The following is a 7,660-nucleotide window of genomic DNA, read 5'->3' as shown; positions in this document are numbered from 1 at the left end:
CGCGAGATGGCGCGCAGCACGTCCAGGCACATGACGTTGCCCGAGCCTTCCCAGATCGAGTTCACGGGCGCCTCGCGGAACAGGCGCGCCATCACGCCCGTGTCCACATAGCCGTTGCCCCCCAGCACCTCCATGGCCTCGCCCGTCAGCTCCACGCCGCGCTTGCAGACCCAGAACTTGGCCGCCGGCGTCATGATGCGTTTCCAGGCGCGCTCCAGCGGATCACCCTCGTCGCCTCCACGCTCGTAGGCCTGGGCCAGGCGCATGGCGATCTGCAGCGCGGCCTCGCTCTCCAGCGCCAGATCGGCCAGCACGCTGCGCATCAGCGGCTGCTCGGCCAGCCGCTTGCCGAAGACGCTGCGCCGGCGCGCATAGGCCAGGGCCTGCACCGTGGCCGAGCGCAGGATGGCGGCGCTGCCCAGCACGCAGTTCAGGCGGGTGTAGGTGGCCATCTCGATGATGGTGGGAATGCCCCGGCCTTCCTCGCCCATCAGGATGCCCCAGGCGTCCTCGAACTCCACCTCGCTGCTGGAGTTGCTGCGGTTGCCGACCTTGTCCTTCAGGCGCTGCACGCGCACCGCATTCTTTGTGCCGTCGGGGCGCCAGCGCGGTACGTAGAAGCAGGCCTGCCCACCGCCTTCCCCCATGCGCGCCACCACCAGGTGGGCATCGCACATGGGGGCCGAGAAGAACCACTTGTGGCCGCGCAGCAGGTACTCGCCGCCGCGCCCGCCGGCGTGCACCGGCATGGCCACCGTGGTGTTGGCGCGCACGTCGGAGCCGCCCTGCTTCTCGGTCATGCCCATGCCCAGCCACATCGATGCCTTGTCGGCGACGGGCAGGTCGCGCGGATCGTATTTGTGGCTGAACAGCTTGCCCTGCAGCTGCTGCCACAGCGCCGGTTCCTTTTGCAGCAGCGGGATGGCGGCCGTGGTCATGGTGGCCGGGCACAGCGTGCCCTGTTCGACCTGGCCGTGCAGGTAAAAACCTGCGGCCCAGGCGCTCCAGCGGCCCGCGCTGCTGTCCTCGAAGGGCAGGGAGATCAGCCCTTGCTGCCGGTATAGTCCCAGCAGCGTGTGCCAGCTCGGGTGGAACTCCACGGCGTCGATGATGCGGCCGCGTGCGTCGAAGCGGTGCAGCTCGGGCGTGTGGCGGTTGGCCTGCTCGGCCAGCTCCCAGGTGGCGCGCTCGCCCAACTGCTGCGCATAGCGCGACAACGAAGGGATGTGGCGCGCAGCGCCGCTGCGCTGAAGGGCCTCGGCCAGGGCGGGGTCGGCCTCCAGCAGGTTGAAGTCGGTGAGTTCGTCGACCTGGTTCAGGACGTCGTGCGTGTTCCAGGTGTGCCGTGTCTGCAAAGTCTGGCCGGTGCTCATGCGTGTCTCCGTGATCGTGGGTCTCAACGCAAAAGTCTAGGAAAAATGCCCAGCAAAGGTGTTCGGGTTTCAAGGCAGCAGCCGCAGCCGCCCAAAGTGCGGCGCCGCCCCCTGCAATCGCGCGCGCAGGCCACCTCGCAGGCGCTGCAGGACGCCTTTGTTCGGCTTGTGATCGAGCAGGGCTACGAGCGCACCACGGTGCGCGAGGTGGCGGCCGTGGCCGGCGTGGGCCTGGGCACCTTCTACGAATACTTCGGCAACATGGACACGCTGGCGGCCATGTGCATCCACCGCCAGGTGCAGGCCCTGCATGCCCAGGGACTGCAGGCGCTGCAGGGATGCGCCGACATGGCGCCGGCCACGCGCGTGGACCGGCTGCTGGACACCTTGGTGGACGGCATTGCGCGCGAGGCGCCGATGTGGGCTGCGCTGTTCATGCTCGAGCGCAAGGTGTCCGCGCCCGAGCCCTTCCGGCGCCACTACCAGGCCTATGTGCAGCTGTGGGCCATGGCGCTGCAGGACTGCGATCCGCCGCTGCCCGAGCCGGCCCAGCCCCTTGCGCGGCTGCTGCACACGATGACCTATGGCTGGGTGTCGCAGTCGCTGCTGGCGCTGGGGCCGCAGCAGACGCCGCAGCAACTGCGCGAGCCGCTGGGCTGGGCCATTCATGCGCTGCTGCGCAAGGCGCAGGCTGCGTAGTCCCTCAGGGCCCAGGGGCCCGAGACTCAGATGCGCGGAAAGCGCAGCGTGAAGCGGGCGCCGCCCCGCTCGGAATCGTCGGCCTCCACGCTGCCGCCCTGGGACAGGGTCAGCGCCTTGACGATGGACAGGCCCAGGCCAGAACCCTCGCGGCGGCGCTTGCCGGGCACCTGGGCAAAGCGCTGGAAGGGGTGGGCGCGCAGCTCGCTGGGCAGGCCGGGGCCTGCATCGCTGATGCGCAGCACGGTCCAGGCGCGGCCTTCGATATCGGACTCCACCGTGAGCGCCACGCCCAGCCAGGCGCCGCTGGCCGCATGGCGCATGGCGTTGCTGACCAGGTTGGAGAGGATCTGGCGCATGCGGTCGGCATCGGCGCGGATGTCGGTCATGCCTTCGTCGGTGGGGCCGGGCAGGGACAGGTCCAGCTGCATGCCGTGCTGCTGCAGCTGGGGGTGGAGCTGGTCCAGCGTCTCGGCCACCAGCAGGGTCAGGTCCATGCGCTGCTTTTGCAGCGAGAGCTGGCCTGCATCGGCCATGGACAGCGTGTGCAGGTCGTCCACCAGCCGGCCCAGGTGCTCGACCTGGGACAGCAGGGTGTTCAATTCGGTGTCGTCCGCCGCGATGACGCCATCGCAGATGGCATGCAGTCGCGCCTGCAGCACCGTCAGCGGCGTGCGCAGCTCATGCGAGATCGAGGCCGCCGTGGCGCGGCGCTCGGTCTCCAGCGTCTCCAGCGAATCGATCATGCGGTTGAAGGCCACCACCATCTCGGCCATCTCGCCGTGGGCCTTGCCGGGCAGGGCGCGCGCGCTGAAGTCGCCCAGCTCCACGCGCTTGGCCACCTCGACCATGGACGCCAGGGGCCGCGTCACCAGGCGAGACACCCAAAAGCCCACGGCCAGTCCGAAGGGCAGGCACACCAGCAGGCCGATGACCAGCGACCATTTCTCGCCGAACAGCAGATCGCCCGTCCAGTACTGGCCATAGATCTGCATGGCGCGCGGGCTGTCCTCCAGCGACTGGGCGTTGAGTTCGTCCAGCTCGATCTGCACGGCCGGCGGCAGGCTGTTGTAGAAGTCGCGGTACTGGATCTCGGAGAACACCAGCACGCCGATGGCCAGCAGGGCGATGGTGCTGAGCACGGTGGCCGTGATCCACAGGCCGAAGCGCACCCAGATGCGGTTGGGCCTCAGTCCCAGGGCCATAGCCGGTAGCCGATGCCACGCACGGTTTCGATCAGGCCTTCCTGGCCGGCCAGCTGCAGCTTGCGGCGCAGCTTGGACAGGTGCGAGTCGATGACACGCTCCAGCGCATCGCTCTCGGGCAGGCAGTGCTCGATCAGGTGGGAGCGCGAGAAGCAGCGCCGGGGCTGGGCCGCCAGGCAGGCCAGCAGGCGGAACTCGGTCAGCGTCAGGGGCAGCGGCAGGGCGCGGCCCTCGTTGTCGTAGACCACGGCGCTGTGCGCCTCGGTATCGATCTCGATGGGGCCCACGCGGATGGGCGCGGGTGCCGGGTTCTTGCGCGCCTGGGTGCGTCGCAGCACGGCGCGCACGCGGGCCACGACCTCGGGCGGATTGAAGGGCTTGACCACGTAGTCGTCGGCGCCCAGGCGCAGGGCCAGCAGCTTGTCCACATCGTCGGCCAGGGCCGTGACCATGATCACGGGCGTCTGGCTGTCATCGCGGATGGCGCGCAGCACGTCGATGCCATCCATGCCGGGCAGGTGGATGTCCAGCAGCACCAGGTCGGGCCGCAGCTGGCGGAACAGCTGCAGCGCCTCCTGCCCGTCCGAGGCCATGCGCGAACGCAGCCCGTCCCGCTCGAGATAGGCCGTCAGGATGCTGGCGATGGCGGGCTCGTCTTCGACGACGAGCACGAGGGGGGTGGTTGCCGTTGGCTGTGCTGTGGAGTTCATTGCGCAAAAGCGGCCTGGCGTGGCCTCGGGGGCCCATTATGGGCCGAGGCTGCACGGGCCGTATGTCTCCATATTCCCTCCATAAAGCCTGCAACCTCGCGCAAGCTTGGCCGCGTCCAATGGCTATCCGGGGACATGGTTCCCTGGCCTCGTTTTCCCGGTCCTCCCCCTCGATCATCCCCTCCCGCCTGTCCATCCCGTGAACCACGCCGCCGCGACGCAACGCCTCTCCAGCCTGTGCCTGGGCGCCGCCCTGGCGCTGGCCGGCTGCTCATCGCCGCCCCCGGCACAGCTCGACGGCTCGGTGCCTGCGCAGTGGACACAGCCCCTGCCCGCCGCCGCGCCGGGTGCACCTGGCTCGGCCGCCGCACCCGACCTGCAGGGCTGGTGGAAGGCCTGGGGCGATGAATCCCTCAACACCCTGGTCGAGGAGGCGCTGGCCGCCAACCTCGATCTGTCCCAGGCCCAGTCGCGCCTGCGCCAGCAGCGGCTGCTGGCGGGCACGGCCGGCGCTGCCTTCCGGCCCGTGTTCACGGCCGGTGCGCGCACGCTGCAGGACATCGCAGCCATCGACTCGTATTTCCACGCCAGCATCGACGTGAGCTGGGACCTGGGCCTGTTCGGCGCCCGCGAGGCCGGCGAGCGCAATGCCGCAGCTGCCGTGCTCGATGCACGGGGCCGCCTGCAGGCAGCGCGCGTGGCCCTGGTGGCCGACGTGGTGCACCGCTACCTGGACATCCGCATGGCCCAGCGCCAGCTGGCCCTGATCGACGAGCAGGCGCAGCTGGATGCGCGTGCCCTGCAACTGGCCCAGGTGCGCCAGCAGCAGCGCCTGGGCACGGCCGAGGCCGTGCGCCAGCTGCAGCTGCAGGCCGGCCAGAGCGCTGCCCTGCGTGCGGGCCTGCGTGAAACCCAGGCCCGCAGCGCCCACATGCTGGCCGCACTGCTGGGCCGCACACGGCCCGATGCGCAATGGCTGCAGGCCGATGCGACAGCGCCGCTGCCCGGCCCGCAGGCGCTGGGCGTGGCGGTCCTTCCGGCCGACCTGCTGCGCACGCGCCCCGACATCCAGGTGGCGCAGGCCGGCGTGGAACGCGCCGCAGCCGAGCAGGGCATTGCGCAAGCGGCGCTGTACCCGCGCTTCGTGATCGGCGGCTCGCTGCTGTATTCGTTCAACATCACCCAGAACCTGCGCACGACGCAGGACAACGCGCCCACCTTCGGGCCGCAGATCGACATTCCCCTGTTCGACTGGGGCCGCCGCCGCTCGCAGGCCGATGCCAGCGAGCTGGCGCTGCAGGCTGCCATCCAGGGCTACCGCCAGAGCGTGCTGGACGGCGTGGCCGAGGTCGAATCCGCCCTGGCCGCCATCGGTGCCCAGCGCCAGCGCATCGCCGCGCTGCAGGACTCGCAGCAGGTGCTGGCCGAGCGCGAACGCGTGCAGCACCAGCGCCAGAAGCTGGGCCTGGACAGCGAGTTCGGTGGTCTGGCGTACCGGCGCGCCGCATTGCAGGCGCGCAGCGAGCAGACCACCGCCCTGGCCGCCCATGCCCTGGCCTATGTGGCGCTGTACAAGGCCCTGGGCGGCGCGCCGCTGCCTGCCGAGGACAGGCCGGAGGACGATTCCGGCAACGGCCCTGCGCCCGTGGCTCGGGGGGCATCCTCATGATCGCGCTGGCGCGCAAGACGCTGGTGCACGAGTGGCGCCGGTTCATTCCCTCCGTCTTCGCGGTGGGCTTCTCCGGCGTGCTGCTGGCCATGCAGGCCGCGCTGGTGCTGGGCATCTTCGGATCGGCCGCGCTGTATGTGACGGCGTCCTCGGCCGATCTGTGGATCGGCTACCCGGGCACGCAGAGCGTGAATTTCGGCCGCACCATCGGCCGCGACGTGGACATGCGCCTGCGCATGGACCCGGACATCACTGCCGTCGAGCCCTACGTCTGGGTCGATGGCGACTGGCGCTCCAGCACGCCGGCTGGCGGCGCGGCCAGCGAACACGGCGGCGGCGTGTCGGTCTACCTGTCCGGCATTGCCACCGATGATGCCTCCATGCTGTTTTCCCGCGTGCTCCAGCCCTGGCAGCGGCAGCGCCTGCGCGAACCCGGCGCCGTGATCGTGGACCGGGCCGACCTGCAGACGCTGGGCGCCAGCGAGGGCGGCGTGGCCTGGGTCAACAACCACCGCGTGCAGGTGGTGGCCGCCGTGGACGGCCTGCGCGGCCTGGGCGGCGTGAACGTGCTGGCCTCGCTGGCCACGGCGCGCGAGATTGGCGGTGACCCGGGCCAGGGCAGCACCTACTTCGTGGCGCGCGTGCGCCCCGGCGCCTCGGCCAAGGCCGTCCAGCAGCGCCTGAACCAGTCCACGCCCAGCTTCGGCCCCTACGAGGCATGGACAGCCAAGGAATTCGCGCGGCGCTCGCAGCGCTACTGGATGTTCGACACGGGCGCCGGCGCGGGCGTGCTGTTCATGGCCGTCATCGTCTGCCTGGTGGGCTCGGTGGTCACCAGCCAGTCGCTCAAGGCCGTGGTGGCTGCCTCGTCGCGCGAGTACGCCGTGCTCAACGCGCTGGGCGTGAGCCGCGCGGCCCTGGGCCGCGTGGTGGTGGAGCAGGCCTGCTGGATCGGCGGCCTGGGCTTCGTGATGGCCGCGCTGGCCAGCGCCGTGCTGCTGGCCGTGGCCACGGCCTACCGCGTGCCCGTGGCGCTGAACGCATCGGCCGTGCTGGCCTGTGCCGTGCTGGTGGCCGTGCTGTCCCTGCTGTCGGGCCTGGGCGCCATGCGCAGCCTGCTGCGCGCCGACCCGGCCACGCTGCTGCGCTGAAGACTTCCAGACACCATGAACGTGATGAATGCCTCTTCCCCCGCGCCCACGGCGGTGCCTCGCACGGCGCCCAGCCTGGAGGCCGTGCGGCTGTGCAAGTCCTTCCTGTCGGGCATGGTCAGCGTGCAGGTGCTGCAGGGCCTGTCGGTATCGCTGTACGCGGGCGAACTGAGCCTGATCTCTGGCCCATCGGGCTGCGGCAAGAGCACCCTGCTGTCGCTGATGTCGGGCCTGCAGGCGCCGGACAGCGGCTACGCCATGGCGCTGGGCGAGGACCTGGGCAAGCTGGGCACGCGGGCGCTGGAGAAGTTTCGCCTGCGCCACACGGGCTTCGTCTTCCAGGGCTTCAACCTGTTCCCGGCACTGACGGCCATCGAGCAGGTGCAGTTGCCCCTGGGCTACATGGGCCTGCGCAGCGACGAGGCCCTGCGCCGCGCGCAGCAGGCGCTGGACGAGGTCGGCCTGTCCCACCGCGCCCACATGCGCCCGGCCGAACTGTCGGGCGGCGAAAAGCAGCGCGTGGCCATTGCGCGCGCCATGGCCAAGGCGCCGCAGCTGCTGTTCGCCGACGAACCCACGAGTGCGCTGGATGCCGAAAGCGGCCAGCGCGTCATCGACATCCTGCACCGCGCGGCGCGCAACCATGGCACGACCGTGCTGTGCGTGAGCCATGACCCGCGCCTGGTGCGCCATGCCGACCGCGTGCTCGGCATGGAGGACGGCGCCATCCGCAGCGACTGGCGCCAGACCTCCCCGTTGAAGGAAAAACAATGAAGCACCCCCTGAGCGGCCTTGCCGCTTCCACTGCCGGACTGGCTGCGGCGCTGGCCGCCGCCGCGCTGCTGGCACGCGG

At 70.6% G+C, this 7,660-nt stretch carries 7 protein-coding genes; 4 read left to right on the top strand and 3 right to left on the bottom strand.

From position 1 onward, the window contains the following. The coding region (locus L995_RS20015) for an acyl-CoA dehydrogenase family protein (protein WP_047473210.1) at positions 1-1,373 on the bottom strand (1,373 nt) is incomplete at its 3' end. Positions 1,374-1,418: 45 nt separating this feature from the next. Between L995_RS20015 and L995_RS20010 the strand changes: the two genes are divergently transcribed. Then, the gene (locus L995_RS20010) at positions 1,419-2,072 is read left to right on the top strand and encodes a TetR/AcrR family transcriptional regulator (RefSeq protein ID WP_047473208.1); all 654 of its coding nucleotides are present in this window, start codon (positions 1,419-1,421) and stop codon (positions 2,070-2,072) included. A 26-nt stretch (positions 2,073-2,098) separates the two neighbouring features. Here L995_RS20010 and L995_RS20005 read toward each other — a convergent pair whose 3' ends face one another. After that, complete coding sequence (locus tag L995_RS20005; protein ID WP_016452240.1) at positions 2,099-3,277, bottom strand: sensor histidine kinase; 1,179 nt, start codon at positions 3,275-3,277, stop codon at positions 2,099-2,101. Then, the gene (locus tag L995_RS20000) at positions 3,262-3,987 is read right to left on the bottom strand and encodes a response regulator (RefSeq protein WP_016447358.1); all 726 of its coding nucleotides are present in this window, start codon (positions 3,985-3,987) and stop codon (positions 3,262-3,264) included. Before L995_RS20000 ends, L995_RS20005 begins: the two co-directional genes overlap by 16 nt. Before the next feature lie 199 nt (positions 3,988-4,186). Between L995_RS20000 and L995_RS19995 the strand changes: the two genes are divergently transcribed. Genes L995_RS19995 through L995_RS19985 form a run of 3 tightly spaced genes read left to right on the top strand, consistent with a single transcriptional unit; the run spans position 4,187 to position 7,581 of the window. Then, a complete protein-coding gene (locus tag L995_RS19995) occupies positions 4,187-5,656 on the top strand; it encodes an efflux transporter outer membrane subunit (RefSeq protein WP_047473206.1) in 1,470 nt (489 codons plus the stop codon). Continuing rightward, positions 5,653-6,807, top strand: coding sequence for an ABC transporter permease (locus L995_RS19990; RefSeq protein ID WP_047473204.1), 1,155 nt, complete (start codon positions 5,653-5,655; stop codon positions 6,805-6,807). Before L995_RS19995 ends, L995_RS19990 begins: the two co-directional genes overlap by 4 nt. A 15-nt stretch (positions 6,808-6,822) precedes the next feature. Next, positions 6,823-7,581 carry an ABC transporter ATP-binding protein gene (locus tag L995_RS19985; protein WP_016447362.1) on the top strand — a complete coding sequence of 253 codons (759 nt, stop codon included), beginning with the start codon at positions 6,823-6,825 and terminating at the stop codon, positions 7,579-7,581. Positions 7,582-7,660: the final 79 nt, after the last annotated feature.

Origin of the sequence: Delftia sp. ZNC0008, from assembly GCF_000799035.1 — a bacterium.
Classification (GTDB): Bacteria; Pseudomonadota; Gammaproteobacteria; order Burkholderiales; family Burkholderiaceae_C; genus Comamonas; species Comamonas tsuruhatensis.
This window is presented reverse-complemented; position numbering and strand designations above follow the sequence as displayed.

Excerpts from the sequence above, each read along its gene's own strand:
- L995_RS20000 (WP_016447358.1), bottom strand. The coding sequence starts at position 3,987 with ATGAACTCCACAGCACAGCCAACGGCAACCACCCCCCTCGTGCTCGTC.
- L995_RS19990 (WP_047473204.1), top strand. The coding sequence starts at position 5,653 with ATGATCGCGCTGGCGCGCAAGACGCTGGTGCACGAGTGGCGCCGGTTC.
- L995_RS20005 (WP_016452240.1), bottom strand. The coding sequence starts at position 3,277 with ATGGCCCTGGGACTGAGGCCCAACCGCATCTGGGTGCGCTTCGGCCTG.
- L995_RS20010 (WP_047473208.1), top strand. The coding sequence starts at position 1,419 with ATGCCCAGCAAAGGTGTTCGGGTTTCAAGGCAGCAGCCGCAGCCGCCC.
- L995_RS19985 (WP_016447362.1), top strand. The coding sequence starts at position 6,823 with ATGAACGTGATGAATGCCTCTTCCCCCGCGCCCACGGCGGTGCCTCGC.